Raw genomic sequence first — 25,779 nt, forward strand, 5'->3', positions numbered from 1 at the left:
AGGCGGGACCGGTCGCTGCGGACGAACCGGCGACGGACGGCGCGGGCGGAACAGAGCCGGACCGGCCGGCCGGGCACCCATCCGGGGATGCCATCGCGGCGGACCGGCGCGACGAGCGACCCGCGTGACGCCACGAGCGACCCGCGCGATCGGTGCGACTCGGTCAGGCCGTGCCTAAACTGGCCGGCGGAGGTTTGCGCCTCTGCCGGCCGGTCGGCGTACCAGCGGCCGGAAACCGCCCACCGCGTAGCCTGCGCCGCTATCGGCAGCCGCCCGTCCTGACCTCGCGAGGAGCCCGCCCGAGATGACCCAGTCCCCCGCCGTACGCGCCACCGGCCCAGGCCGTCCGGTCCGCGTCGGCGAGCGCGCCGCCCGCGTCCTCACCACCGAGATGTCCCGGCACCACGGTCCGAAGACCACCCTGCTGGTCGGGGCCACCACCGACTCGTCCGTACTGGCCGCAGCGGTCGACGCACTGCTCCCCGGCGACGTACTCACCGTGGTGCCGACGGACACGGTTGCCGCCGACCAGCTCCGGGACCACGTCACGGCCCTCGGGCAGTGGACCGCCCAACGGGTACGGGTCGCCGACTCGCTGGCCGAGGCGGACGCGGCGGACGTGGTGATCGCCGCCGAACCGCTGGCCGGCAGCGCCGAGGAGACCCGGACCGCGCTGGACGGGCTGGCCAAGTACCTGACCGACGGCGGCGTGCTCAGCGTGCTGGTGCCCGCACTGCCCGGCCGGGCCCCGGGCGCGGTCGGCGAACTCGAACGGCAGAGCGCGCTGTTCGGCGTCGGCACCGACCTCGTGCTGGTCAACCAGCCTCCGGTCCGCGCGCACCGGCTCCGGTTCACCCCGGCCGAGGTCTCGGTGGCGGCCCGGCTGGCGCCCGCCTACCGGACGTCGAGCATTCCGCTGACCCGCCGGATGCACATCGACTCCAACGGGGTCGCGGCGGCCGGTATCGCGCTGGGGTTCGCCGCGCTCACCCGGGTCACCCGGCCGAAGTCCCGGCTCTGGCTGGTGCCCGCGCTGGCCGCCGGCCCGGTGGCTGCGTTCTTCCGGGACCCGGAGCGGGACATCCCGGACGACGAGTCCGCCGTGGTCGCCGCCGCCGACGGTCAGGTGCTCTCCGTGCAGCGGCTCCGGGACGAGCGCTTCGGCGACGGCGAGTTCCTCCGGGTCGCGGTCTTCCTCTCCGTGCTGGACGTGCACGTCAACCGCTCGCCGGTGGCCGGCAAGGTGGTCGACTACTTCGTCGCGGACGGAGGCTTCGCGGCCGCGATGAAACCGGACGCGGAGCACAACGTCGCCGCGTACACGGTGCTCGACACCGACCACGGCACGGTGGTGGTGGCCCAGCGGACCGGCCTGATCGCCCGGCGGATCGTGCAGCGGGCGCCGATCGGCGCGCTGCTGGCCCGGGGCGAACGGTTCGGCCTGATCCGGTTCGGATCGCGCACCGACGTCTACCTGCCGGCCGACGCGGCCGAACCGGTGGTCGGCCCGGGCGAACGGGTCATCGGCGGATCCTCCGTGATCGCCCGCTGGCGCTGACCAGAAGTGCTGGCCCGGCCTACCCGGCCGGGCCAGGCGTCGAACGAAGTCCGGTGTCACCGAAGACGGCCGTGCCGCAGGGTCACCGTCGTGACGCTGCGGCACGTTCGTATTCCGAGGACTTCCGCGTTCCGCCGCCGCCCGAACCTCCCGGCGGCCGGGCGGATCGGCCGGGCCGCTACGGGTCAGGCGGTGCGACGCTGGCGCCACCAGAGCAGCGGCCCGCTGACCAGGTAGCCGACCACCAGGATCGCGAAGGTGAGCCGGATGTCGATCAGAGCGCCGATCACCGGGGCCAGCCACAGCCACGGCGGCAGCTTGATCAGGCGGGCCAGCTTGGCGTACGGGAAGCTGGAGACCATGGCGAAGGCGAGCAGCCCCACGCCGGCCACCTGCACCTCGCCGGAGACCGGCAGCCCGATCAGCACCGCCAGGGCGAGCACCGCCGCCGCCATCGTGGTCGGCACCCCGCAGAAGAACCGCCCGTCCTTGGGCGAGACGTTGAACCGGGCGAGCCGGATCGCCGCGCAGGCCGCCACGAGGGCGCAGGCCACTCCGGCGGCGGCGGTCGAGACCGAGCCCACCAGCGAGGCGTAGACCACCACCGGGGCGGCCAGGCCGAACGAGCACATGTCGGCCAGCGAGTCCATCTGGGCACCGAACGGGCTGGCCACGCCCATCTTGCGGGCCAGCGCCCCGTCGAGGCCGTCGAACGCCACACAGGCGATCAGGCAGTACGCCGCAACCCGCACGTCGCCCTGCATCGCCTGGAAGATGGCGAGCAGCCCGAGGGTCAGGCTGGCCACGGTGCAGGCGTTGACCACGGCGAACTTGACCCGGCGTGCCACGGTCCGTTCGCCGGGCAGCAGCGGGATCGCCATCGCCGACCCGTGCGCGTCGACCGGGCCGGCCGGGCCGACGGCCGGACTCACCGGGACGGCCGCCTCGATCTCGGCGGCGGTCAGCCGGCCGACGCCGTACGGGTCGAGCGGGGTGGAGTCCTCGGTGTAGAGGTGGTCGGGGAGCACGAGGGCGCTGGAACTGGCGTCGTCCAGGTCCTGATCCCGGCGTCCCACCCGGACCAGCAACACCTGCCGGGCGAACGCGCCGCTGCGGCGCAGCCGCCCCGCCCAGCGACGCCCTGCCGGGCGCGGGCTGTCCGACGTACGACGCCGACGCCATGGGGCTCTCGGCACGTTTCCTCCATCACCGGATCAACTTTGTCCGCCACCGTGGCGGCACCCGCCCTAGCGCCATCGGGCGCCGGGACTCCTTGGCCGGCAACCAATTGCGGCCTACACCATCGCACAGACGGCATGGATTGGCGATAGTTGCCTGAGGGATATTTCCCCCAAACCACCCGAGGCACTCAGACCTCCCCATCCGGGACGCTATCCCCGGTGCGGCACGCTGTCGGCCCGCCTGCAACTCTAGCCGAACCAGTCACAACCATCGTTTCGGCAGAGATTCTCGCCTGCCCGGCCCGGCCGACCAACCGATCGACGGCCCTGCGCCGGCAGCCCGCCCTACATCAGGGACAACGCCGCGTCCACCACCTCGGTACGCGGCAGCTCCGCCACCTCGGCCCGGGAGAACCAGCCGGCGGTCTCGGTCGAGCCGCCCGCCGCCTCGGTCACCCGTGCCTCGGTGGGCGCCTCGACCTCGACCCGGTAGATCACCCGGACTCCGTGCCAGTCCAGCGGCCGGCCCTCCGGGCCGAACTCGGCGGTGTTGTGCCGGTGCGACACGTGCAGCAGCCCGGTCACCCGGCCAAGCTGTCCGGTCTCCTCGACCAGCTCCCGCAGCAGCGCGCTGACCGGCTGCTCGCCGTGGTCGGTACCGCCGCCGGGCAGGTGCCACCGGCCGGCGCCGGGGAACCCGGTCGCGATCCGGGTCAACAGGATCCGGCCAGCGGGATCGGTGGCCAGCCCGTACGCCGCGAAACGCTGAAACCGGTCGACCGATGCCGGGCGCACGACGGCGTCCGGCGCGGGTCCGGCGCCCTCGGGCAGCGGGTCGGCCGGGCGGCCGAGCAGCTCGGCGGTGAACGGCATCAGGACCAGCCCGGCCAGGTCGTCCGGGGCGACCCAGGCGACCTGGTCGGTGCCGCCGCCCACCTCGGCACGCAGCGTGCCACCGGCCGGTACGACGTCGTAGACGATCCGGTCGGTGTGCTCGGCCACCGGCCCGTCGACGCCGGCCAGCCGGATCACGTCGGCGAGCACCACCCGCAGCCCGGTCACCGCGACGGTCAGCCCGGTCTCCTCGACGAACTCGCGGTGCACCGCCGCCCTCGGATGCTCCCCGTGCGCGACGCCGCCGCCGGGTAGTTGCCAGACGCCGGGGAAGCGTGAGGTCGCGGACCCCCGGGCGAGCAGCACCCGCTCGCCGTCCCGACACAGCCCGTACGCCCCGATCCGCCGTCGCCGTCGCACCGCCGTCCCCCTTCGCCCGCGCCGCACCGATCATGCCGGTCGGGAAGGCCGCCGGCCCGGGCGGGTCGGGAATCGAGTGCCGGTCGGGACAGCGGCCGGCGCACGGGCAGGTCGAGAATCGGGCGGCCGCAGGCGGGTCGGGAATCGGGCGGCGGTCAGCCCAGCCGGGCCGCCTGGACAGCCTCGGCGGTTACCTCGGTCAGCCGGTCCACCGGCAGCGCCTCCAACTCGTCCCGGCCGAACCAGCGGGCCTCCGAGGTGGAGCCGCCGACGTCACCGACGGTTGGCGGGGCGGGCGAGTCGACGACCACCCGGTAGAAGGCGCGTACCCCGTGCCAGTCGATCGGATAGCCCTCGGGGCCGAGCGAGGCGGCGTCCCGGTGGCTCGCCACCCCGATCAGCTCGACCAGCCGGCCGCACTGCCCGGTCTCCTCGACCAGTTCCCGGATCAGTGCCGCACCCGGCTGCTCGCCGTAGTCGGTGCCGCCGCCGGGCAGGTGCCAGCAGCCCGCCCCGGGATAGCCGTCGGCGACCCGGGTCAGCAGCACCCGGCCGTCCGGATCGGTGGCCACCGCGTACGCCGCGAAGCGCTGGGCCCGGTGCAGCCCGTCCGGCCCGGGTACGGCGTGGAAGGACGGAAACTCCGGCGCCTCCTCCGGCCGCAGGTCGATCGGACCGCTGGGCAGGCCGAGGGCACGCGCGGTGAACGGCCGCAGCAGCAGCTTCTCCGCCTCTTCCAGGGTGTGCCAGCGGGCCAGGTCGGTCGGCTGGCCGACCCGGTCGCAGAGCGTGCCACCGCGCACGGAGACCTGGTAGAGCAGGCGGTCGGTGTGGATCGTGACGCCACGGTGCGGCAGCGATCGCATGTCGGCCAGGACGTCCCGTAGGCCGACAACGGAGACGGAGAGGCCGGTCTCGGCGGCGGTCTCGCGTACCACCGTGTGGTTCGGGTCCTCGCCGTGGTCGACGGCACCGCCGGGCAGCGACCAGACACCGGGCGTTCCGGACCGGGAGGAGGCCCGGACCAGGAGCACGCGGTCGGTTGAATCGGTGCAAATCGCGTACGCGGCGATCTTGCGGATCGGTTCCAGCGCGGGGGTCACAGGACCAAATTCTCCCTTGACCGTCCGACCGGGCCACAAAAAGAGTCGGATTCCTGACAGTTCGCTCGCCCAGCGGCACGGCAGGGGCACCGGTCAGGGGAGGGTCAGGGTCGCTATCCGGGCGGTCACCGAGGACGCGGCGGCCGTCCCGGCGGACCGTGGAACCATGACGCAGATACCGCTCACCCAGCCTCCGTACAAGCAGCTCCGTCGGCCGACCACCGACCGGATGATCGCCGGCGTGGCCAGCGGACTCGGCCGGTACTTCAACGTCGACCCGACCCTGGTCCGGGTGGTCTTCGCCGCGATCGCGGTCTTCACCGGCGGGCTCGGCCTGCTGGCGTACCCGGTGCTCTGGTTCCTGATGCCGGAGGAGCCGGCCGACGCACCTGCCTGGCCGCACCCGCCGGGCACCGGCCCGGTCTGGCCGCCGAACTGGCCTGGCCGGACGCCCACCGTGCCGACCGCCACCCCCGCCGCTCCGGCTGGTCCGCCCGCCGCCCCGGCCGCTCCCTCCGCACCGACCGGCGTGGACGGGCCGACCGAGGTGTTCGGCGACACTCCGCCGAACCCGCGCTATCCGGCGTGAACCGGGGTCACTCCCACTCGATGGTGCCCGGCGGCTTGCTCGTCACGTCGAGCACCACCCGGTTGACCTCGGCGACCTCGTTGGTGATCCGGGTGGAGATCCGGGCGATGACGTCGTACGGCAGGCGGGACCAGTCCGCCGTCATGGCGTCGGAACTCGACACCGGCCGGAGCACCACGGGGTGCCCGTAACTGCGTCCGTCCCCCTGCACCCCGACGCTGCGTACGTCGGCGAGCAGCACCACCGGGAACTGCCAGACGTCCCGGTCGAGGCCGGCGGCGGTGAGTTCCTCCCGGGCGATCAGATCCGCCGCCCGGAGCAGGTCGAGCCGCTGCCGGTCCACCGCCCCGATGATCCGGATCGCCAGCCCCGGGCCGGGGAACGGGTGCCGCCAGACCATCGCCTCGGGCAGCCCCAGCGCCAGGCCGAGCTGGCGTACCTCGTCCTTGAAGAGCGTGCGCAGCGGCTCGACCAGCGCGAACTTCAGATCCTCCGGCAGACCGCCGACGTTGTGATGCGACTTGATGTTGGCGGTGCCTGAGCCGCCCCCGGACTCCACCACGTCGGGATAGAGGGTGCCCTGCACCAGGAACTCGACGTCGCCGCTGGCGGCCACCTCCCGGGCCGCCGCCTCGAAGACCCGGATGAACTCCCGGCCGATGATCTTGCGCTTCTGCTCCGGGTCGGTCACCCCGGTCAGCGCGCCGAGGAACCGGTCGGCCGCGTCGACCACCTTGAGCGTGATCCCGGTGGCCGCGACGTAGTCCTTCTCCACCTGCTCCGCCTCGCCGGCCCGGAGCAGGCCGTGGTCGACGAAGACGCAGGTGAGCTGGTCGCCGACGGCCCGGTGCACCAGCGCGGCGGCCACCGCCGAGTCGACCCCGCCGGAGAGGGCGCAGATGACCTCCTTGTCGCCGACCCGGGAGCGGATCTCGGCGATCTGGTCCTCGATGATGTTCTCCGGGGTCCAGGTCGGTTCGATCCCCGCCACCTCGTAGAGGAAGCGCTCCAGCATCCGCTGCCCGTGCTCGGTGTGCCCCACCTCGGGGTGGAACTGGGTACCGACCCGGCGACCGGCGAGATCCTCGAAGGCCGCCACCGGTGCCCCGGGGGACTCGGCGGTCACGGTGAACCCAGCCGGCGCCTCCGTCACACAGTCACCGTGGCTCATCCAGACGGACAACTCGGCCGGAAGGTCCCGGAGCAGGACGGTCGCGTCGGGCCGGGCCCGCAGGGCGGTGCCGCCGTACTCCCGGCCGCCGGTGTGCGCCACCGTGCCGCCGAGGGCCCGGGCCATCGCCTGGAAGCCGTAGCAGATGCCGAAGACCGGCACGCCGGTGTCGAAGAGCTTCGGGTCGACCTGGGGAGCGCCGGGCGCGTAGACGCTGGCCGGGCCGCCGGAGAGGATGATCGCGGCCGGATCCCTGGCCAGCATCTCGGCCACCGGCATCGAGTGCGGGACGATCTCCGAGTAGACCCGGGCCTCCCGGACGCGGCGGGCGATGAGCTGGGCGTACTGGGCTCCGAAGTCCACCACCAGGACCGGGCGCGGCGTGTTCATGTGTACGGAGCCTACCCAGCGCCGGCCCCGACCCGGAAACCCGCCGCCCTCGGCCGACCAGCGCGACCTGCCGACCAGAGCGACCAGGTCGGGGTCGGATCGCCCGCGTCGGGATCGAGCCTGACCGCCCAGAGCGGGTGATCCGCCCCCGACCCCCACCCCGCGCACGACGGACGCCGACCCAGACGATCACCAGCGGAGCGCGGCCGGGGCGTCCGGCGGAACCGCCGGGTGGCGCGGCGGGACCGGCGGGATCCGGATGTACGCCGTGCCGAGCGCGGGCCGGGGGTCCGGGTCACCCCGGTTGGGCCAGTACGAGATCGCCCGTTCCGCCTGGGCCGCGATGGTCAGTGACGGGTTCACCCCGAGGTTGGCCGAGACCGCCGCCCCGTCCACCACGTGCAGCCCCGGATGCCCGAAGACCCGGTGGTACGGGTCGACCACCCCGTCGGCGGCGGTGGCCCCGATCACCGCCCCGCCGAGCAGGTGCGCGGTGACCGGCATGTCGAACGGCTCGGTCACCGACCCGCCGGGGACCCCGCCGATCTGCTCGGCGAGCAGCCGGGCGGCCCGGTTGCCGGCCGGGATCCAGGTGGGGTTGCCGGCACCGTGGCCGGCGGCGGTGCCCAGCCGTCGCCGGCCGAGCCGGCCGCGGTGGTAGTGCACGGTCAGCGAGTTGTCGAGCGACTGCATGACCAGTGCGATCACGGTGCGCCGGGACCAGTCCCGGACCGAGAGCAGCGGCAGGTAGGTCTGCGGTCGCCGGGCCAGGATGCCGAGCCAGCGCCGGATGCGGCGCGGGCCGCCGTCGACCAGGGCCGACTGGAGCAGTCCCATCAGGTTGGCACCGTGGCCGTACCGGACCGGCTCGACGTGGGTCGCCGGGTCGGGGTGGAAGGAGCTGGTGATCGCCACGCCGTCGGTGAAGTCGACGCCGTCACGCCGGGCCGCCCGCAGCGGCACGGTGGCGCCGAGGATCGCCTCCGAGTTGGTCCGGGTCAGCGCGCCGAGCCGGGGCGAGAGGTGCGGCAGCGCCCCGGTGGCGCGCATCCGGTGCAGCAGGCGCTGGGTCTGCAACGCGCCGGCCGCGAAGACCACCTGGCCGGCCCGGATCCGTTGGCGGTGCCGGACCGGCCAGGCTCCGGTGCGTACCGTCTCGATCTCGTAGCCGGTGCCCGACGGCGCCGGCCGGACCGCGGTCACCGTGGTCAGCGGGCGGACCTCGGCGCCGAGCCGCTCGGCCAGCCAGAGGTAGTTCTTGACCAGGCTGTTCTTGGCGCCGTGCCGGCAGCCGGTCATGCAGGCGCCGCAGTGCAGGCAGCCGGTCCGCTCCGGCCCGACCCCGCCGAAGTAGGGGTCGGCGGCGCGCTCCCCCGGCCGGCCCAGGTAGACCCCGACCGGGGTGGCATGGAAGGTGTGCCCGACCCCCATCCGGTCGGCCACCGCCCGCATCACCCGGTCCGCCGAGGTCTCCTTCGGGTACGTCGTGACGCCGAGCATCCGTTTCGCCTGGTCGTAGTGGGGGGCGAGTTCCGCACGCCAGTCGGTGACGTCCCGCCACTGTGGATCGGAGTAGAACGCGGGCAGCGGCTCGTAGAGCGTGTTGGCGTAGACCAGGGAGCCGCCGCCGACGCCGGCGCCGGAGAGCACCAGTACCTTCGCCGGGGCCGTGCCGCCGCTGCGTGCCCCCGATGCGCGACGGCCGGCGGAGCGGAGCAGGGTGATCCGTTGGATGCCGTAGCAGCCCAGCGCGGGTGCCCAGAGGAACCGGCGGATCCGCCAGGAGGTCTCCGGCAACTCGTGGTCGGCGAAGCGGCGCCCCGCCTCCACGACGAGGACCGAGTAGCCCTTCTCCACCAGGCGCAGCGCCGCCACACTCCCGCCGAAGCCGGAACCGATGACGACGACGTCGACGTCTGGGGCGGAGCCGGGGGTGGGATCGACGGGCGAGTCGGTGCCGGCGGTGGGATTGGTGCCGGTGGTTTGCCCCATCTGAGCATCATTACCGAGCGGTAGCTACCGCACCAGGGTGGAACTGCGCCAAGATTCCTGCTGCCGCGCTTCCGGCGGTGCAACGTCGGCAGGCCGACGATGCGTCTGAAGTAACGGCCGGTCCTGGCAGACCGCACGGCCGAGGGGAAGTGGACGCGTGGCAGATCACGGGGTAAACGCTGGCGGCGTACCCGGAAACGGTGGCGGGCCGGCACCTGGCGACGGCGGCGGGCCGAAGCGGCGGCGGATCGTCTGGCTCGCCGCGATCGTCGCGGTGGCGGTGCTGCTGGCCGGTACGGCGTACGCGGCCAACCGCTTCTGGGGTAGCGGCTCCGACCCGGCTCCGGCGGCCCGGCCCAGCACCCCGGCGCCGACCACCGCGGCACCGTCGCCCACCCCGAGTCCGACCCCGGAGCCCGGTGCCGACATCAGGGGACCGCTCAACCTGCTGCTGGTCGGCGTCGACACCCGGGTCAGCAAACCGGACTGGGAGCCGCACGCCGACGCGGTGCTGATCCTGCACGTCACGAAGGATCTCGACCGGGCCTACCTGTTCGCGCTCCCCCGCGACCTGGTGGTCGACATCCCCCGCTTTCCCAAGGCGAACTTCCCTGGCGAACGCACCAAGCTGACCCACGCGATGAGCTACGGCAGCCGGGTACCCGGCCGGAACAAGCGCCCGAGTACCGCGCAGGGCTTCCAACTGCTCTCGGCGACGGTGAGCGCCTACACCGGGATCAAGCGGTTCGACGCGGGTGCGGTACTCACCTTCGGCGGCTTCGACAACCTGGTCGACGCCCTCGGCGGGGTGCAGCTCTACGTCGACCAGCGGGTGGTCTCGCAGCACCGGGAACCGGACGGCACCCATCGCGCGCTGCGCGGCGGCGGCTACGTCGGGCCGCAGATGGTCTACGAGAAGGGCCGCCGGACGCTGACCGGCTGGCAGGCGCTGGACTACGCCCGGCAGCGCTACACGGCCGGTGGCGCGTACACCCGGCAGCGGCACCAGCAGCAGCTCATCAAGGCGATGCTGGTGAAGATCCTCAGCCAGGACCTGGCCCGGGACCCCGACCGGATACGCCAGGTGGTCGGCTCGCTTGGCGACGCGCTGACCTTCGTCAGCGGCAGCGGCTCCGACATCGTCGACTTCGGGTACGCGCTGAGCCGGCTCCGCCCCGCGACGATGACCCTGGTGGCGCTGCCGGGCAGCGGGGTGGGCCGGGGCAGCGGCTACCGGGGCGAACAGCTCAGCTCGGTGGGCCGGAAGTTCATCGCCGAACTACGTGCCGGCCGGGCCGATGCCTACCTGGCGGCCAACCCGAAGCTCGTGATCAAGACTTGACCATCCCGGGCGCAACCGCTTCGCTGGCCCTGCTGCGGCGGCATGGACAGCGTTTCGGGGCACGTCCGTCGGTCTCGTCGTCGCCTTGACCACCCTACCGTCGCGCCATAGCCTCACCCGGCGACCTCCGAGGCACCGGGCCCGAGGTCGTCAAAATTCGGGGAGGACAGTGTGCGATTCGCTAGACGGCTGACGGTTCTGGTCGCGATGGTTCTCAGTTTCCTGGTCCTGTCTGGAAACGCGGCTCAAGCTGCGTATTACAACACGTACACCGACATCGCCAGCACGCCCAACACGAGCTGCTGCACCGGAGCACAGGGTTTCGCCGCCGGATCCACCTACCTCTACTCGATCAAGAACCGCACCAATTACGACGACGTCTCCGTCATCTACCGTGTCCACAAGACCACCGGTGCGCGAGTGCTGATGACGAACGGCACGAACAACACGTCGACCAACCCCTGGCTCGGGCACGGGAACGACATGACGATCGTCGACATCGACGGGCAGCACCACCTGTTCGTCGTCACCATGAACGCGAGTGGTGCGCAGCTCGTGAGACTCCGCTACGAGGGCACCACCTACTACCACGCCGGGTCGTACCAGCTACGACTCGACGGAGCCGTGGCAACGCCGTCCGGGATCAATCGAGTCTCGGTCACCAGCACCACGATCACGTTCATGTTCAAGAGTGGCAGGACGATCTACAACGGCAGTCTCCCGCTGCGCGCCTCCTCCGGGACCATCAACCTGACGAAGGCGTTCAACCTGCAGGTCGAGGGCGCCCTCGTCAACGGTGCCGTGGTGCCGGACCTGGGGACCTTCACCAACCAGGGGTTCTTCTACGACGCGCCCAAGAAGGTTCTCTACTACCCGCTGACCAAGGAAAACCGCAGCATCGTACTCGTCTACCGGAACGTGTCGCCGACGACGACCGGGACCGCGCCCGCGGCCACCGACCTCTCCTTCCGTATCACGTCCTCGGCATACTCGACCCTGTTCGAGATCGAAGGCGTAGGAATCAGCGACGGCAAGCTGTACTTCAACACGAACCGGGCGAACTCGAGCGGTTCCTTCGACGGGGTCCACGTGTTCAACGGCTACGTCGCGGCCTAGCGCACGCGGCTGTGGCGACTCGCTGTGGCTCGGCGATCGAGCCACAGCGAGTCACTGTCGGCCGCTCAGGGCATGGGCGGCGCCGTGGTGCCGGAGAGCCAGGCGTCGAAGAGTGGGCGCAACGGCCTCCCGGAGACCCGCTCGGCGTGCGCGACCAGGTCGGCGGTGCTGGCGTTGCCGTCCCGCTTCTCCGCCGTCCAGGTCGTCAGGATCCGGAAGAACGTCTCGTCGCCGACCGTACGCCGCAGCGCGTGCACGGCCAGCGCACCGCGCTTGTAGACCGCCCGGCTGAAGATTCCCGAGCGACCCGGATCCAGTGCCGGCTCCGCCCAGTCGGTGATGGCGTACTCCCGCTCGAACATGGTCTGCGCGCTCGGCCCGCCGTCGTGCTCGCTCCAGAGCCACTCGGCGTAGCTGGCGAAGCCCTCGTTGAGCCAGAGGTCGCTCCAGCGCCGGATCGAGACGCTGTCCCCGAACCACTGGTGGGCCAATTCGTGCGCCACCACCTCCAGGTTCGGTCCCTCGGTGAAGAACGCCGGGCCGTACACCGGGCGGGACTGGGTCTCCAGGGCGTACCCGATCCGGCTGTCGGCGAGCGCGATCCCGCCGTACGCCTCGAACGGGTACGGGCCGAACCGGGTGGCCAGGAAGTCGGCGATCTCACCGGTACGGGCCAGCGACCGCTCCGCCGGCCCGCCCGCCGGCAGGCTCGCCGCGATCGCGGTGACCAGTGGCTTGCCGGCGTGCGTACCGGTGCTGACCCGGTATTTCCCGATCACCAGCGTGACCAGGTAACTGGCCATCGGGGCCCGCTCCGCCCAGCGCCAGGTGGTCCAGCCGGCGTCGGTGCTGCTGCCGCCCGGGGTCCCGTTGCTCAGCGCCGCCAGCCCCTCCGGCACGGTCGCCTCGATCTGGTAGGTCGCCTTGTCCAGCGGGTGGTCGTTGACCGGGAACCAGGTGCTCGCCGACTCCGGCTGGCCGAGCGCGACCGCACCGTCCGAGGTGTGCAGCATCCCGCCACTGCCCAGGTCCGGGGTGGTGACCGGGGCCGGCTTGCCGGAGTAGCGCACCCGTACCCCGAACCGCCGGCCCTTGCCGAGGCCGGTGGCCGGGGTGACCACCAGCTCGTCCTCGCTCCGGGCGTGCGTGGCGTCGACGCCGTCGACCTGTACCGACGAGACGGTCAGCCCGGCCAGGTCGAGGTTGAACCGGGACAGGTCCTGGGTGGCCGTCGCCTCGATGGTGGCGTCACCGGTCAGCTCGTCGGTCGCCGGGTCGTACCTGACCTGGAGGCGGTAGCTGGCGACGTCGTAGCCGCCGTTGCCGTAGGTCGGGAAGTACGGGTCGCCCACCCCGGGCGCCCCGGGCCGGAACCCCCCGGCCTGCTCGTCCCGGCCACCGGTGCAGCCGCCGGGCGAGAGCACCACCAGCAGCACCACCAGTACGCCGGCCAGCACCGGCCGCCCCACCCTGATCATCACGCCTCCGGCTGACGGTGCCGGCTACCGGTCGAGGACGAGCCCGACCTTCTGGAACTCCTTCAGGTCCCGGTAGCCGCACTTGGCCATTGCCCGGCGCAGCCCGCCGAACAGGTTGAGCTGGCCCTCCGGGTCGTCCGACGGCCCGTAGAGCAGCTTCTCCATCGAGCCGAGCGGCTCGTCGGCCACCCCGTAGGCGCCGCGCGGCAGCTTCGGGTGGCTGGCCGCCGGGTGCCACCAGGCGCCGCCGGCCGGCGCCTCGGCGCAGAGCGACAGCGGCTCGCCGAGCATCACCGCGTCGGCGCCGCAGCCGAGCGCCTTGGCGATGTCGCCGGAGGTCTGCAGGTCGCCGTCGGCGATCAGGTGCACGTACCGGCCGCCGGTCTCGTCGAGGTAGTCCCGGCGGGCCGCCGCCGCGTCGGCGATCGCGGTGGCCATCGGCACCCGGATGCCGAGCACCGATTCGGTGGTCGACCACTCGTCGCCGCCGAGCCCGACGATCACCCCGGCCGCCCCGGTCCGCATCAGGTGCAGCGCCGTCTTGTAGTCGGTGCAGCCACCGGCGACGACCGGCAGGTCGAGGTCGGCGATGAACTCCTTGAGGTTCAACGGCTCGTCGGTGGTGGAGACGTGCTCGGCCGAGACGATGGTGCCCTGGATGACCAGGATGTCCACTCCGGCGTCCAGGATCACCGGGGCGAGTGCCAGGGTGTGCTGCGGGGAGACCCGGACGGCGACCGTACCGCCGCCCTCGCGCATCTGCCGGACCCGCTCGGCGATCAGCTCGGGGCGGATCGGCTCGGCGTACACCTCCTGGAGCCGGCGGGTGGCCGCGGAGCCCTCCTCCAGCCGGGACAGCTCCTCCAGGACCTTGGCCGGGTCCTCGTAGCGGGTCCACAGCCCCTCGACGTTGAGCACCCCGAGCCCGCCGAGCCGGCCCAGCGTGACCGCCGACTCCGGGCTCATGGTGGCGTCCGACGGGTGCCCGACGCAGGGGATCCCGAACTGGTACGCGTCGAGCTGCCAGGCGGTCGAGACGTCGTCCACGTCCCGGGTACGCCGGCTCGGCACGATCGCGATGTCGTCCAGGTGGTAGCCGCGCTGTGCGGTCTTGCCCAGCCCGATCTCGACCACGTCACGCATGGGTCACTCCAGAGTAGAAAGGGGGTGGTGGCGGGGAGGCGGTGACCGTCAGCGGGTGTGGTAGTTCGGTGCCTCGACCGTCATCTGGATGTCGTGCGGGTGGCTCTCCTTCAACCCGGCGGCGGTGATCCGGATGAGCTGGCCCCGGCGGTGCAGCTCGGGGATGGTCTCCGCGCCGACGTAGCCCATCGCCAGCCGCAGTCCGCCGACGAGCTGGTGGGCGACCCGGGCCAGCGGGCCGCGGTAGGGCACCTGGCCCTCGACGCCCTCCGGCACCAGCTTCTCCTCGCTGGCCACGTCGTCCTGGAAGTAGCGGTCCTTGGAGTACGACCGGGCCTGCCCACGCGACTGCATCGCGCCCAGCGACCCCATCCCCCGGTACGCCTTGAACTGCTTGCCGTTGATGAACATCAGCTCGCCCGGGCTCTCCTCGGAGCCGGCGAGCAGGCTGCCGAGCATCACGGTGTCGCCGCCGGCCACCAGCGCCTTGGCGATGTCGCCGGAGTATTGGATGCCGCCGTCGGCGATCACCGGCACCCCGGCCGGACGGGCGGCCCGGGCCGCCTCCATGATCGCGGTGATCTGCGGTACGCCGACCCCGGCGACGATCCGGGTGGTGCAGATGGCGCCCGGGCCGACCCCGACCTTGACCGCGTCGGCACCCGCCTCGACCAGCGCCTTCGCCCCCGCGTAGGTCGCCACGTTGCCGCCGATCACGTCGACGGTGGTGTCCTTCTTGAGCCGGCCGACCATGTCGAGCACGGCCCGCTGGTGCCCGTGCGCGGTGTCCACGATCAGCACGTCCACCCCGGCCTCGACCAGGGCCCGGGCCCGCTTGTACGCGTCCTCGCCGACGCCCACCGCGGCGGCGACCCGCAGCCGGCCGGCGTCGTCCTTGGTGGCGAGCGGGTACTGCTCGCTCTTGGCGAAGTCCTTGACGGTGATCAGGCCGCGCAGCCGCCCGTCCGGGTCGACGATCGGCAACTTCTCGACCTTGTGCCGGCGCAGCAGGTCGAGCGCCTCCTCCTTGGTGACCCCGACCTGCGCGGTGATCAGCGGCATCGGGGTCATGATCTGGCGTACCGGGGTGCCCCCGTCGGTGACGAACCGCATGTCGCGGTTGGTCACGATGCCGACCAGCGTGCCCTGGGCGTCGACCACCGGGACGCCGGAGATCCGGTAGCGCCCGCAGAGCGCGTCGACGTCCCGCAGGGTGTCGTCCGGCCCGCAGGTGACCGGGTTGGTGACCATGCCGGCCTCGGAGCGCTTCACCAGATCGACCTGGAGCGCCTGGTCCTCGATCGAGAGGTTGCGGTGCAGCACCCCGATGCCGCCCTGCCGGGCCATCGCGATCGCCATCCGGGCCTCGGTCACCGTGTCCATCGGGCTGGAGACCAGCGGGATGGCGAGCTCGACGTTGCGGCTGAGTCGGGTGATGGTGTTCACCCGGCTCGGGATGATCTCGGACTCGCCGGGCTGCAGGAGCACGTCGTCGAAGGTCAACCCGAGCGGCACCACCCGGGCCGAACCGGCCGGCAGTTCGGGCAGGTGCCCGGCGAGCTGGTCGGCGTCGGTGGCCAGCGGAAGGTCGTTGGTGGGTCGGTTCTCCACGATGTGTCCCCTGCTGCTGTGGTTGACGGGTGCTCTGGTTGACGGTCGATGACGATCACCGCCGACGCGGCTGCGATCCTCGCCGACGCGGGTCGGTCGGCGCTGAGCTGGTCGGACAGGCTGCCCGGCGGCAGGGCGGTGTCGGGGCTCGCCCCGGGTACGGCGCGATGGTTCATCGTACCCATCCGGCGGGGCGGGCGTCGCGGGCGCGGGTACGGCGGCGGTACAGGCCACAACGGGTGACCACGCCGGGCGGTGTTGGGACTACGGTGGAGGGGTGCACGAGGAGCCGATCGACCCGTTCAACGGTGACCCCGCCGATCCCTCCGCCGGCCTTGACGACCCGGGTGAGGAGACCGAACTCGACCCGCTCAGCGAGGTCGAGCGGCAGGACGTGCTGGAGGACCTCGCCGATCTGGAGATCTACCAGGCGCTGCTGGGTCCGGTCGGGGTACGCGGCCTCGTGATCGAGTGTGAGGACTGCCGGGAACCGCACTACTTCGACTGGGACCTGCTCCGGGGCAACCTGCGGCACCTGCTCAACTCCGGCCGCCCCCGGGTGCACGAGCCGGCCTACGACCCCGACCCGGACCACTACGTCACCTGGGAGTACGCCCGCGGCTACGCCGACGGGGTGCACGACACCCTGACCGAGACCGCCGACGAGAACGAGGGCGAGGCCGAGGCCCCGCGCTGAGCGGGGGACGATCCGGTCACGGAGGTCGATCCGGTCACGGAGGTCATCGGGCCGCGGCCGGCGACCGGTCAGGCGACCAGGCCGGCCCGGAACCCGGCCGCCACGGCGTGCGCCCGGTCCCGGGCCCCGAGCTTGCGGAACAGCCGCCGGGCGTGGGTCTTGACGGTGTCCTCGGAGACGAAGAGTTCCCGGCCGATCTCCGCGTTGCTCTTCCCGTCCGCCATTCCGACCAGCACCTGCATCTCGCGCTCGGTCAGCACCGGTCGGCGGGCCGGAGCCGAGCGTCGGGCTCCGCCCGGGCCGTCGGCACCGCGCGACTCCTGGCCCGGCGCGCCGGGGCCGGGCCCGTCCGGGCCGGCCTTCTCCGACGGGTACGCCGGGTGCCCCGGTGCGGTACCGGCCGGCGTGGCCGGGTCGGCCGGGGCGTTCGGGTCGTCCCCACGCTGTGCCGGTACCATCGCCGGCCCGGTCGGCTGTTCTCCGGTCGTCTCGCCGGCGCTGCTGGGCGATTCCGGGTCGTCCCGCCGGCGTACCGCCGACTCGTCCCCCGGCGGACGACCCGCGCCCGGTGCGTCCCCGCCCGGACCGTCCCGGCCGGGTCCGGTCGGCGCGCGCACCACGCTGCCGAGCCGCTGGCCCGCCGCCGGCTGGCCGCTCGCGTCGCCGGGGCCACCTGTCCGGCCGGCACCGGCCGGGCCACCCGCCTGACCACCGCCGGCCAGCGCGCCGCCGGCCAGCGCGGCACCGCCCCGACCGGGCCGGCCGCCGAGCAGCAGCAGCGCCTTCGCCACCACGCTCACCAGGTCGTGGTCGCCGCCCTGGATCAGCCCACGGGCGCCGGCCGCGATGGTCGCCGCGGCGACCCCCGGGTCCTCGGCACCGAGCAGCAGGATCGCCGCTCCGGGCGACCGGGCCAGTACCCGCCGGGTGAAGCCGACGCTGTCCGGGCGGGTGAGCGCGGTGTCCGCGAGCACCACGTCCGCCGGCCGCTCGGCGAGCCGGAGCATGGCCTCGGGGTCGGACACCGCGGTACGGACCGCGGCGGCCAACCCGAGCCGGGCTGCCGCCGCCGCGACGTTCTGGGCCGCGAGCGGGGTCCGGACGCAGACAAGAACGGTGCGCACGATGCTCTCCTCTCCGCAACGAGGAGACCACGCCGGTGAGTGATCATGATGAGTTTCCACGGATGAACCACAAACTTTTTGGACGATTCGCCCCACGGATCGGGTTCGGGGCGAGAAGTTCGCGATCAAGTACGTGTGAGCCGTCCGCGCCCGGGGTACCGGGACCGGTGGTCGGATCGGTGCGCCTGCGCGGCCCGCCGCCCGGATCCCGACCCGAGCAGGTCATCGCGGTGCCGCGCGGAAGGAGGGTGCTGATGTCGAACGTACGCAGGCTGCCTGGACCCATCGTCGATCTGTGGGAGTGGCAGCGGCTTGGCGCCTGCCGGGGCCGGGACAGCGCCCAGTTCTTCCACCCGGAAGGCGAGCGCGGCTCGTCCCGCAACCGCCGGGAGGCCAACGCCAAGGCGGTCTGCCTGGCCTGCCCGGTCCGCGCCGAGTGCGCCGCCCACGCGCTAGCGGTACGCGAGCCGTACGGGGTGTGGGGTGGCTTCAGCGAGTCCGAGCGGCTCCGGCTGCTCGCCGTCGGCTGGGAGGATCTCGCCGACCGTCGGCAGAGCCGGGTGGACGTCGCCCGGCTGGAGGCCCGGCTCGGCCGGCCCTTCCGGTCGACGGTACCGGCCCAGCGGTCGGCCTGACTCCCCGCCCGACCGGCCCGGCCGGGGTCCGGGCCGGTGGTCGGCGCACCGGGGTCAGGTCACGGTGACCGTGACGGTGTGCCAGCCGGTGGCACCGTCCGGCTCGACCGGGCGGGACTGGCCGGTCTGCACCGCCCCGGTGGCGTCGGTCGCGCGCACCTGGAGGACGTGTTCGCCGGGGGTGGCGGTCCACCGCCAGGACCACTGCGTCCAGGTGTCGGTCGAGACCGATCCGGCCAGGGTCGCCGGCTGCCAGTCGCCGTCGTCGACGCGTACCTCCACCTGCCGGACCCCGACGTGCTGCGCCCAGGCCACCCCGGCGACGGTGACCGGGCCGGCCGGCACCGCCCGGCCCGCCCGTGGGGTGTCGATCCGTGACTGGGTCTTGATCGGCCCCCGCGCCGACCAGCCCCGGGGCACCCAGTACGCGTCGAAGTCGGCGAAACTGGTCAGCTCCAGCTCCACCAGCCACTTGCAGGCGGAGACGTAGCCGTACAGGCCGGGCACCACCACCCGGACCGGGAAGCCGTGCGCGATCGGCAGCGGTTCGCCGTTCATCCCGACGGCCAGCATCGCGTCCCGGCCGTCGGTGAGCACCTCGGTCGGGCTGCCGCAGGTCCAGCCGTCCGTGGAGCGGGCCACCACCTGGTCCGCCCCGGGCAGCGGCCCCGCCTCGGCGAGCAGCGGCCCGAGCGGTACGCCGAGCCAGCGGGCGTTGCCGATCAGGTCGCCGCCGACCTCGTTGGAGACGCAGGCCAGGGTGATGTGCCGTTCGATCATCGGCCGGGCGAGCAGATCGGCATAGCTGAGTGTGACGGGGTTGCGCACCCGGCCGTGAATCCGCAACTGCCATCCCTCCGGGTCCACCCGTGGCACCACCAGTGCGGTGTCGATCCGGTAGAAGTCCCGGTTCGGCGTGACGTACGACGACAGCCCCGGCACCGCCAGCTCGGCATTCGCCGGCACCGGCGCCGCCGGGCTGGCCGGGAGCGGCAGCTCGATCGCCGCGCGGGCGGCCGAGACACCCCGCCGGGTCGACAGCCAGCGGCCGCCGAAGCCGCCGACCGCCGCCGCGCCGACCGCGAGCCCGACCCCGGTGAGGAACCGGCGCCGGGCGTACTCGTCCGGGTACGCGGCAGCGGAGGGCGCCACACCGGCCGGTCCGGTCGCCCCGACCGGCGTGGCCAGGGCTCGGCCGAGCGGGCCGGCGACGAAGAGCCGGAGCACGCCGGCCGCGAGTACGGCGCCGACCAGCGAGGGCAGCACGGCGACCGGACCGGCCCCGGGGCGGGTCAGCGCCGCCAGTACGCCGACCGCGCCGAAGAGGGCGATCCCGGCGTACCCGAGGGGCAGCGAGCGCACCGCGACCAGCCCGACCAGGGCGGCGAACCCGGCCAGCAGTACGGCGGTGCCGACCAGGAGTGCGATCTTGTCGTACACGTAGAAGACGTCGACGGCGAACCGCTTGAGCGGTGCGGGCGCCAGGTCCACCACCACGCCGCCGACCGCGACCAGCGGCGCGGAGCGCGCCCCGGTGAGCACCGCCACCGCCTCGGCCGCCCCGACCGCGACGGCCGCGGCGGCCAACCCGGCCAGCGCACCGGCCCGGCGCGGCAGGCCGCCGCGCCGGGCCGGGACGGTCGGTGCCGGTCCGTTACCGTCCAGATCCGGGATCGCCCTCATCCGCCCAGTGTTGCCGGCCGGGCCCGAACGGGAAAGGCACGTCAGAGGTTCGTAATCCCGATGCCGGCGGGCCCGCTCCGGCGCGGAAACGAAGATCCGCGTGAGCGGGGCGCCGGACGTGGAGACTCCCACGCCGGACCGCTCACGCGGATCTCGGTGTCGCGACCGGGGTACGGATCAGCGCGATCCGGGCCCGGACCGGTCAGAAGCCCGGACCGTGCTGGTGGCCGTGCCCGTGACCGTGGCCGTGCCCGCCGGCGGCGGCCGGCTCGGCCTTCTCCGGCTTCTCCACGACCAGGCTCTCGGTGGTCAGCAGCAGCCCGGCGATCGACGCCGCGTTGGTGACCGCGTTGCGGGTCACCTTCACCGGGTCGATGATGCCGGCCTTGGCCAGGTCCTTGTACTCGCCGGTGGCGGCGTCGAGGCCGTTGCCCCAGCCCTGCTCGGCGACCTTCTGCACCACCACGTAGCCGTCGTGGCCGGCGTTCTGGGCGATCCACCGCAGCGGCTCGACCAGCGCCTTGCGGACGATCGAGACGCCCACCTTCTCGTCACCGGTCAGGCCCAGGTCGCCGTCGAGCGCCGAGAGGATCTGCACCAGCGCGGCGCCGCCGCCCGGTACGGTGCCCTCCTCGACCGCGGCCTTGGTCGCGGCGATGGCGTCCTCGATGCGGTGCTTGCGCTCCTTCATCTCGACCTCGGTCGCCGCACCGGCCTTGATCACCGCGATGCCGCCGGAGAGCTTGGCCAGCCGCTCCTGGAGCTTCTCGCGGTCCCAGTCGGAGTCGGACGCCTCGATCTCCTTGCGGATCTGGGTGATCCGCTCGGCGACGTCGTTGTCCCGGCCCCGACCGTCGATCACGGTGGTGTTGTCCTTGTCGACCACGACCCGGCGGGCGGTGCCGAGCACCTCCAGGCCGACCGAGTCGAGCTTGTAGCCCAGCTCGGGGGCGACCACCTCGCCACCGGTCAGGATCGCCATGTCCTGGAGCATCGCCTTGCGCCGGTCGCCGAAGCCGGGCGCCTTCACCGCGCAGACCTTGACGGTCTTGCGGATCGCGTTGACCACCAGGGTGGAGAGCGCCTGCCCCTCCACGTCCTCGGCGATGATCAGCAGCGGCTTCGCGGTCTGGAGGACCTTCTCCAGCAGCGGCAGCAGCTCCTCGATCGCGGAGATCTTCTGGGTGGTGATCAGGATGTACGGCTCGTCGAGCACCGCCTCCTGCGCCTCGGTGTCGGTGACGAAGTTCGGCGAGATGAAGCCCTTGTCGAACTGGAGGCCCTCGGTGACCTCCAGCTCGGTGGCCAGGGTCGAGCCCTCCTCGACGGTGATCACACCGTCCCGGCCGACCTTCTCCATCGCCTCGGCGATCAGGTCGCCGATGGTGGCGTCCTGGGCCGAGATGGTCGCCACGTGCGCGATCGACTCCCGGCTGCCCACCTCGACGGCCTTCTCCAGCAGCGCCGAGGAGATCTTCTCGGCCGCCAGGTCGATACCGCGCTTGAGTGCGGCGGGCCCGGCGCCGGCGGCCACGTTGCGCAGGCCCTCCCGGACCATCGCCTGGGCCAGCACGGTGGCGGTGGTGGTCCCGTCGCCGGCGACGTCGTTGGTCTTGGTCGCCACCTCCTTGACCAGCTGCGCGCCGAGGTTCTCGTACGGGTTGGTGAGCTCGATCTCCTTGGCGATGGTCACGCCGTCGTTGGTGATCGTCGGGGCACCGAACTTCTTGTCCAGGACGACGTTGCGCCCACGCGGGCCGAGAGTGACCTTGACCGTGTCCGCGAGCGTGTTGACACCGTGCTCCAGCAGGTGCCGGGCGTCATCCGAGAAGCTCAGAATCTTCGCCATTGTGTTAACAGGGTCCCTTCACGCAGCGCTGCCCCGGCCCGGCGGGGCCGGTCCGGGGCAGCGTCAGTGGATCAGTCAGATCACTTCTCGATGACGGCGAGGACGTCGCGGGCGGAGAGCACCAGGTACTCCTCGCCGGCGTACTTGACCTCGGTGCCGCCGTACTTCGAGTAGATGACCGTGTCGCCGACCTTGACGTCAACCGGGATCCGGTTGCCGTCGTCGTCGAAACGGCCGGGGCCGACAGCGAGGACGGTGCCCTCCTGCGGCTTCTCCTTGGCGGTGTCGGGGATCACGATGCCCGACGCCGTGGTCGTCTCAGCCTCGTTCGCCTGGACCAGGATCCGGTCCTCGAGCGGCTTGATCGCAACCTTGGTCGCGGTAGTCACGGGCATACCCTCCTGGGGTACTTGGTTTCTGTACCGGCCGGCGAGCCGACCAGCGTCAATCTGCCACATGCCACCGGGCGGGTCCGTCGTCGCGGGTGCCGGTCCGCCTGGCGTTCAGCTCCCGGACAACGGCCCGAAAGCTGGCACCCTCGGTTTGAGAGTGCTAACCGCAGGTTATGCCGACGGCTAGCACTCCGTCAAGGAGAGTGCCAACCCGACACGCCTGTCGGAGACCCTGGCCGGCACAATGCTCCGGTGGACTCCGAGCAGCTCGCCGCGCTGCGTACCCCAGCGGGGGAAACCGCGCTGGCCAGGGCCGCCGAGCTGGCCGGCGGCGACCCGCTGGCCGCGGCGGCCGCGCTGCGCTCGGCCGGGGTGCCGGCCGGACTGGCCGCCGCCGCGCTGACCCAGGCCGAGCTGCGGCGCCGGGCGACCGCCAAATTCGGCCCGGAGGCGGCCGGGATGTTCTTCACCCGGACCGGGCTGGAACAGGCCACCCGGCCCGGGGTCGCGGCGCGCCGGGCCGCCCGGCTGCGCGCCGCCGGGGTACGCACCCTGGTCGATCTCGGCTGCGGCCTCGGCGCCGACGCGCTCGCCGCCGCCCGGGCCGGCATCCGGGTGTACGGCGTGGAGGCCGACCCGGTCACCGCGGCGATGGCCGCCGCGAACGCCGGGGCGGCCGGGGTGGCCGACCGATTCACCGTGACTCTCGGCGACGCGACCCGGTTCGACCTCACCGCCATCGACGAGCCGGTCGACGCGGTGTTCTGCGATCCGGCGCGGCGGACGGCCGGTACCGGCCGGCGGATCTTCGACCCGGCCGCCTACTCCCCACCCTGGGACTTCCTGCTCGGCCTGGCCGGCCGGGTCCCCCGGACGGTCTTCAAGGTCGCACCCGGGATCGACCACCGGCTGCTGCCGGCGGGTGCCGAGGGCGAGTGGGTCAGCGTCGGCGGCGACCTGGTCGAGGCGACCGTCTGGTCCGGCCCGCTCGCCGCCGCGCCCCGCCGGGCCACCCTGCTGGCCGGAACGGCGGTGCACGAACTGACCGGCGACGGCACCCGGCGGGCCCCGGTCGGCCCGGTCCGGCGCTACCTCTACGACCCGGACCCGGCGGTGGTCCGCGCGCACCTGGTCGCCGAGTTCGCCGGTACGGTCGGCGGCACGCTCGCCGACCCCGAGATCGCGTACGTCTACGCCGACGCCGCCCGCCCCACCCCGTACGCCCGGTGCCTGGAGGTGGTCGAGTCGCTGCCGTTCTCGCTGAAGCGGCTGCGCGCCCGGCTGCGGGACCTCGACGTCGGGCGGGCGGAGATCCTGAAGCGGGGTTCCGCGCTGGAACCGGAGCGGCTCCGCCGCGACCTGCGGCTGGCCGGCAGCGAGCCGATCAGCCTGGTGCTGACCCGGATCGCCGACGCCCCCACGGTGCTGCTCTGCCGTCCGGTGCCGGCCCCGGAACCGGCCGCCCCGACCGGGTAGGGTGCGGATCGTGGCGGGCAGGGGCACCCCGGCGACCGCGCTGCTGGCACGGCAGCGGGTCCCGCACACCCTGCACCCGTACGACGTCGCGCCGGACACCCCGAACTACGGCGCCGAGGTGGCGGCGGCGCTGGGCGTACCGCCGGAGCGGGTCTTCAAGTCGCTGGTCGCCAGCGTCGACGGGGTGCTAACCGTGGCGGTGGTACCGGTCACCGGCGAACTCGACCTCAAGACGCTGGCGACGGCGGTCGGCGGCAAGCGGGCGTCGCTGGCCGACCGGGCGCTGGCCGAGCGGACCACCGGCTACGTCCGGGGCGGGATCAGCCCGCTGGGTCAGCGCAAGGCGCTGCGTACCGTGGTCGACGCCTCGGCCGAGCGCTTCCCCACCATCTACGTCTCGGCGGGCCGCCGCGGGCTGGAACTCGAACTCGCCCCGGCCGACCTGATCCGGCTCACCTCCGCCACCATCGCACCGGTCGCCGCGCCCTGATCCCGGCCGGGCCGCGCCGGGTGCCCGGGACGCCAGGCGCCACGAACGATCAATTCCGGCGTATCGCCGCTGGCCAATGCCGGGATGTCCGTCACGTTGCCGAATTGTTATCCGCAACAACAAACTCGTGGCCTCGGCGACCTTGCCCCGAAGAACCCTCGCGCAATACGTTGCCGGACACAACAAAAGTGAGGCGGGCGGTCGCCACGGCCCACCAGAGACTCTGCCGGAGCGCGACCGGCGGAGCCGCTGGCGAGGCAGCCCAACGGGGGGAGGCCACCGGGCAGCACGGCGACCCGCTCGGGCGTACCACCGCTCCGACCCGAGACACCACACCCACCCCGAAAGGACCCGTGCAATGCGCAGAGGGATCCTCACCATCGCTGCCGTGGGCCTGCTGGCCACGGGCGGCCTCGCCGCCTGCGGCGACGATTCCGGCGGCGAAGGTGGCAACGCCGCCGTGCCGATGATCGGCGTCATCCTCCCGGACAGCGCCTCCTCGGTCCGCTGGGAGACCGCGGACCGCAAGTACCTGGAAGCGGCGTTCAAGGCCGCCGGCGTCAAGCACACCATCCAGAACGCCCAGGGCGACAAGGCACAGTTCCAGACCATCGCCGACCAGATGATGACCGAGGGCGTCAACGTCCTGATGATCGTCAACCTGGACTCCGGCACCGGCAAGGCGGTGCTGGACACGGCCAAGACGCAGGGCGTGCTCACCATCGACTACGACCGGCTGACCCTGGGCGGCTCGGCCGAGTACTACGTCAGCTTCGACAACGAGGGCGTCGGCAAGCTCCAGGGCGAGGGTCTGGTCAAGTGCCTGACCGACAAGGGCGCCCAGAAGCCGGTCATCGCCGAACTGAACGGCTCGGAGACCGACAACAACGCCACGCTGTTCAAGAACGGCTACGACGGCGTACTCAAGCCCAAGTACGACTCCGGCGAGTACGTCAAGGGCCCGGACCAGTGGGTGCCCGCCTGGGACAACGCCCAGGCCGGCACCATCTTCGAGCAGATGATGACCCAGCAGAACGGCAAGATCGACGGCGTGCTGGCCGCGAACGACGGGCTGGGCAACGCGGTCATCTCCGTGCTGAAGCGGAACAAGCTCAACGGCAAGGTCCCGGTGACCGGCCAGGACGCCACCGTGCAGGGCCTGCAGAACATCCTCGCCGGTGACCAGTGCATGACCGTCTACAAGGCGGTCAAGAAGGAGGCCGACGCGGCTGCGGAGCTGGCGATCGCGCTGGCCAAGGGCGAGAAGAAGGCCGCGCCCACCACGGTGCGGGACCCGGAGGGCAACCGGGACGTGCCGGCGGTGCTGCTGGAGCCGAAGGCCATCTACAAGGAGAACGTGAAGGACGTCGTCACCGACGGCTACGTCAGCAAGGAAGAGCTCTGCACCGGTGCCTTCGCCGCCGCCTGCACCGAGGCCGGCATTAGCTGACCTGGAGCACGGCATCGGGCTCGACCGGCCCCGCCGAGACGCCGCCCGGTACGGA

The 25,779-nt window shown here is 72.8% G+C and carries 21 protein-coding genes; 9 read left to right on the forward strand and 12 right to left on the reverse strand.

All coding sequences use genetic code 11. The features are described from left to right. Positions 1-304: 304 nt before the first annotated feature. Positions 305-1,558 carry a phosphatidylserine decarboxylase gene (locus ACSMXO_RS38065; RefSeq protein WP_455415696.1) on the forward strand — a complete coding sequence of 418 codons (1,254 nt, stop codon included), beginning with the start codon at positions 305-307 and terminating at the stop codon, positions 1,556-1,558. A gap of 185 nt (positions 1,559-1,743) precedes the next feature. Here ACSMXO_RS38065 and ACSMXO_RS38070 read toward each other — a convergent pair whose 3' ends face one another. The 3 genes from ACSMXO_RS38070 to ACSMXO_RS38080 all read right to left on the reverse strand — a co-directional run bounded on the left by ACSMXO_RS38070 (position 1,744) and on the right by ACSMXO_RS38080 (position 5,096). Then, positions 1,744-2,679: a CDP-alcohol phosphatidyltransferase family protein gene (locus ACSMXO_RS38070; protein ID WP_455419404.1), complete on the reverse strand. Its 936-nt coding sequence runs from the start codon at positions 2,677-2,679 to the stop codon at positions 1,744-1,746. A 405-nt stretch (positions 2,680-3,084) separates the two neighbouring features. Then, a complete protein-coding gene (locus ACSMXO_RS38075) occupies positions 3,085-3,993 on the reverse strand; it encodes an NUDIX hydrolase (protein WP_455415697.1) in 909 nt (302 codons plus the stop codon). Positions 3,994-4,148: 155 nt separating this feature from the next. Beyond that, entirely contained in the window at positions 4,149-5,096 is a 948-nt protein-coding gene (locus tag ACSMXO_RS38080; RefSeq protein WP_346258226.1) for an NUDIX domain-containing protein, read from the reverse strand. Between the two features lie 166 nt (positions 5,097-5,262). Between ACSMXO_RS38080 and ACSMXO_RS38085 the strand changes: the two genes are divergently transcribed. Further along, a complete protein-coding gene (locus ACSMXO_RS38085; RefSeq protein WP_455415698.1) occupies positions 5,263-5,685 on the forward strand; it encodes a PspC domain-containing protein in 423 nt (140 codons plus the stop codon). Between the two features lie 7 nt (positions 5,686-5,692). Here the strand turns inward: ACSMXO_RS38085 and guaA are convergent, their stop codons facing one another. Further along, positions 5,693-7,246 (reverse strand): glutamine-hydrolyzing GMP synthase, encoded by a 1,554-nt coding sequence (gene guaA / locus ACSMXO_RS38090; protein WP_455415699.1) that lies wholly within the window; start codon positions 7,244-7,246, stop codon positions 5,693-5,695. 189 nt (positions 7,247-7,435) lie between these two features. After that, entirely contained in the window at positions 7,436-9,238 is a 1,803-nt protein-coding gene (locus ACSMXO_RS38095; RefSeq protein WP_455415700.1) for an FAD-dependent oxidoreductase, read from the reverse strand. Positions 9,239-9,485: 247 nt separating this feature from the next. On the opposite strand from ACSMXO_RS38095, the gene ACSMXO_RS38100 reads away from it, so the two are divergent. After that, the gene (locus tag ACSMXO_RS38100; protein WP_455419405.1) at positions 9,486-10,580 is read left to right on the forward strand and encodes an LCP family protein; all 1,095 of its coding nucleotides are present in this window, start codon (positions 9,486-9,488) and stop codon (positions 10,578-10,580) included. A gap of 171 nt (positions 10,581-10,751) precedes the next feature. Beyond that, the gene (locus ACSMXO_RS38105; protein WP_455415701.1) at positions 10,752-11,696 is read left to right on the forward strand and encodes a hypothetical protein; all 945 of its coding nucleotides are present in this window, start codon (positions 10,752-10,754) and stop codon (positions 11,694-11,696) included. Between the two features lie 65 nt (positions 11,697-11,761). Here the strand turns inward: ACSMXO_RS38105 and ACSMXO_RS38110 are convergent, their stop codons facing one another. Genes ACSMXO_RS38110 through guaB form a run of 3 tightly spaced genes read right to left on the reverse strand, consistent with a single transcriptional unit; the run spans position 11,762 to position 15,928 of the window. Beyond that, on the reverse strand, positions 11,762-13,174 hold the full coding sequence (locus ACSMXO_RS38110) for a M1 family metallopeptidase (RefSeq protein WP_455415702.1): 1,413 nt from the start codon (positions 13,172-13,174) through the stop codon (positions 11,762-11,764). Positions 13,175-13,198: 24 nt separating this feature from the next. Beyond that, positions 13,199-14,317: a GuaB3 family IMP dehydrogenase-related protein gene (locus tag ACSMXO_RS38115; protein ID WP_346258233.1), complete on the reverse strand. Its 1,119-nt coding sequence runs from the start codon at positions 14,315-14,317 to the stop codon at positions 13,199-13,201. Positions 14,318-14,365: 48 nt separating this feature from the next. Further along, positions 14,366-15,928, reverse strand: coding sequence for an IMP dehydrogenase (gene guaB, locus ACSMXO_RS38120; RefSeq protein ID WP_455415703.1), 1,563 nt, complete (start codon positions 15,926-15,928; stop codon positions 14,366-14,368). A gap of 277 nt (positions 15,929-16,205) precedes the next feature. Between guaB and ACSMXO_RS38125 the strand changes: the two genes are divergently transcribed. After that, on the forward strand, positions 16,206-16,625 hold the full coding sequence (locus ACSMXO_RS38125; RefSeq protein ID WP_346258234.1) for a DUF5319 domain-containing protein: 420 nt from the start codon (positions 16,206-16,208) through the stop codon (positions 16,623-16,625). Between the two features lie 68 nt (positions 16,626-16,693). Here the strand turns inward: ACSMXO_RS38125 and ACSMXO_RS38130 are convergent, their stop codons facing one another. Beyond that, on the reverse strand, positions 16,694-17,749 hold the full coding sequence (locus tag ACSMXO_RS38130) for a helix-turn-helix domain-containing protein (RefSeq protein ID WP_455415704.1): 1,056 nt from the start codon (positions 17,747-17,749) through the stop codon (positions 16,694-16,696). A 254-nt stretch (positions 17,750-18,003) separates the two neighbouring features. Between ACSMXO_RS38130 and ACSMXO_RS38135 the strand changes: the two genes are divergently transcribed. Beyond that, the gene (locus ACSMXO_RS38135) at positions 18,004-18,384 is read left to right on the forward strand and encodes a WhiB family transcriptional regulator (protein ID WP_455415705.1); all 381 of its coding nucleotides are present in this window, start codon (positions 18,004-18,006) and stop codon (positions 18,382-18,384) included. A 54-nt stretch (positions 18,385-18,438) separates the two neighbouring features. Here ACSMXO_RS38135 and ACSMXO_RS38140 read toward each other — a convergent pair whose 3' ends face one another. The 3 genes from ACSMXO_RS38140 to groES all read right to left on the reverse strand — a co-directional run bounded on the left by ACSMXO_RS38140 (position 18,439) and on the right by groES (position 22,311). Continuing rightward, the gene (locus tag ACSMXO_RS38140) at positions 18,439-20,067 is read right to left on the reverse strand and encodes a molybdopterin-dependent oxidoreductase (RefSeq protein ID WP_455415706.1); all 1,629 of its coding nucleotides are present in this window, start codon (positions 20,065-20,067) and stop codon (positions 18,439-18,441) included. 202 nt (positions 20,068-20,269) lie between these two features. Further along, on the reverse strand, positions 20,270-21,916 hold the full coding sequence (groL, locus tag ACSMXO_RS38145; protein WP_346258238.1) for a chaperonin GroEL: 1,647 nt from the start codon (positions 21,914-21,916) through the stop codon (positions 20,270-20,272). A gap of 80 nt (positions 21,917-21,996) precedes the next feature. Then, a complete protein-coding gene (gene groES, locus ACSMXO_RS38150) occupies positions 21,997-22,311 on the reverse strand; it encodes a co-chaperone GroES (protein ID WP_199187625.1) in 315 nt (104 codons plus the stop codon). Between the two features lie 249 nt (positions 22,312-22,560). On the opposite strand from groES, the gene ACSMXO_RS38155 reads away from it, so the two are divergent. The 3 genes from ACSMXO_RS38155 to ACSMXO_RS38165 all read left to right on the forward strand — a co-directional run bounded on the left by ACSMXO_RS38155 (position 22,561) and on the right by ACSMXO_RS38165 (position 25,724). Beyond that, entirely contained in the window at positions 22,561-23,784 is a 1,224-nt protein-coding gene (locus tag ACSMXO_RS38155) for a THUMP-like domain-containing protein (RefSeq protein ID WP_455415707.1), read from the forward strand. A gap of 10 nt (positions 23,785-23,794) precedes the next feature. Then, entirely contained in the window at positions 23,795-24,274 is a 480-nt protein-coding gene (ybaK, locus tag ACSMXO_RS38160; RefSeq protein ID WP_455415708.1) for a Cys-tRNA(Pro) deacylase, read from the forward strand. A 358-nt stretch (positions 24,275-24,632) separates the two neighbouring features. Further along, positions 24,633-25,724 (forward strand): sugar ABC transporter substrate-binding protein, encoded by a 1,092-nt coding sequence (locus ACSMXO_RS38165; RefSeq protein WP_455415709.1) that lies wholly within the window; start codon positions 24,633-24,635, stop codon positions 25,722-25,724. Positions 25,725-25,779: the final 55 nt, after the last annotated feature.

The organism is Plantactinospora sp. DSM 117369 (assembly GCF_053764795.1).

Bases quoted from the DNA above. Each gene is read 5' to 3' on its own strand.
- ACSMXO_RS38065 (WP_455415696.1), top strand. From the start codon at position 305: ATGACCCAGTCCCCCGCCGTACGCGCCACCGGCCCAGGCCGTCCGGTC.
- ACSMXO_RS38085 (WP_455415698.1), top strand. From the start codon at position 5,263: ATGACGCAGATACCGCTCACCCAGCCTCCGTACAAGCAGCTCCGTCGG.
- guaA (WP_455415699.1), bottom strand. From the start codon at position 7,246: ATGAACACGCCGCGCCCGGTCCTGGTGGTGGACTTCGGAGCCCAGTAC.
- ACSMXO_RS38095 (WP_455415700.1), bottom strand. From the start codon at position 9,238: ATGGGGCAAACCACCGGCACCAATCCCACCGCCGGCACCGACTCGCCC.
- ACSMXO_RS38110 (WP_455415702.1), bottom strand. From the start codon at position 13,174: ATGATCAGGGTGGGGCGGCCGGTGCTGGCCGGCGTACTGGTGGTGCTG.
- ACSMXO_RS38115 (WP_346258233.1), bottom strand. From the start codon at position 14,317: ATGCGTGACGTGGTCGAGATCGGGCTGGGCAAGACCGCACAGCGCGGC.
- ACSMXO_RS38135 (WP_455415705.1), top strand. From the start codon at position 18,004: ATGTCGAACGTACGCAGGCTGCCTGGACCCATCGTCGATCTGTGGGAG.
- ACSMXO_RS38140 (WP_455415706.1), bottom strand. From the start codon at position 20,067: ATGAGGGCGATCCCGGATCTGGACGGTAACGGACCGGCACCGACCGTC.
- groL (WP_346258238.1), bottom strand. From the start codon at position 21,916: ATGGCGAAGATTCTGAGCTTCTCGGATGACGCCCGGCACCTGCTGGAG.
- groES (WP_199187625.1), bottom strand. From the start codon at position 22,311: ATGCCCGTGACTACCGCGACCAAGGTTGCGATCAAGCCGCTCGAGGAC.
- ACSMXO_RS38165 (WP_455415709.1), top strand. From the start codon at position 24,633: ATGCGCAGAGGGATCCTCACCATCGCTGCCGTGGGCCTGCTGGCCACG.